This window comes from Zobellella iuensis (assembly GCF_016746085.1).
GTDB classification, from domain to species: Bacteria; Pseudomonadota; Gammaproteobacteria; order Enterobacterales; family Aeromonadaceae; genus Oceanimonas; species Oceanimonas iuensis.
Window position 1 is genome coordinate 1 of the sequence record NZ_JAERTZ010000010.1, and the last position, 697, is coordinate 697.

The 697-nt window shown below is 68.0% G+C and carries 1 pseudogene; it reads left to right on the plus strand.

Annotated elements, in window-relative coordinates:
- A pseudogene (locus tag JKV55_RS03575) lies at nt 1–697 on the plus strand (bifunctional aconitate hydratase 2/2-methylisocitrate dehydratase); the annotation flags it as partial.

Genomic DNA, 697 nt, shown 5'->3' on the forward strand with positions numbered 1-697 from the left:
CCGTCCCGGCATCGCCCCCGACGAAGACGGCGTGGTCGGCCCTATCAAGGCCATCGAGGCGCTCAAGGACAAGGGTTTCCCCCTGGCCTACGTGGGCGACGTGGTCGGCACCGGCTCCAGCCGCAAGTCCGCCACCAACTCGGTGCTCTGGCACATGGGTGACGACATCCCCTTCGTGCCCAACAAGCGCGCCGGCGGTGTGTGCATCGGCAGCAAGATCGCCCCCATCTTCTTCAACACCATGGAAGATGCCGGCGCCCTGCCCATCGAGTGCGACGTGACCAAACTGAACACCGGCGACGTCATCGACATCTATCCCTATGAGGGCAAGCTCTGCCGCCACGGCAGCGACGAGGTGCTGGCCGAGTTCACACTCAAGACCGAGGTGCTGCTCGACGAAGTGCGCGCCGGCGGCCGCATCCCGCTGATCATCGGCCGCGGCCTGACCGACAAGGCCCGCGCCGAACTGGGCCTGGGCCACTCCGAGGTATTCAAGCGCCCGGCCGACGTGGCCGACTCCGGCAAGGGCTACACCCTGGCCCAGAAGATGGTGGGCAAGGCCTGCGGCGTGGCGGGCGTGCGCCCCGGCCAGTACTGCGAGCCCAAGATGACCACCGTCGGCTCCCAGGACACCACCGGCCCCATGACCCGGGACGAACTGAAGGACCTGGCCTGCCTCGGCTTCTCCGCCGACCTG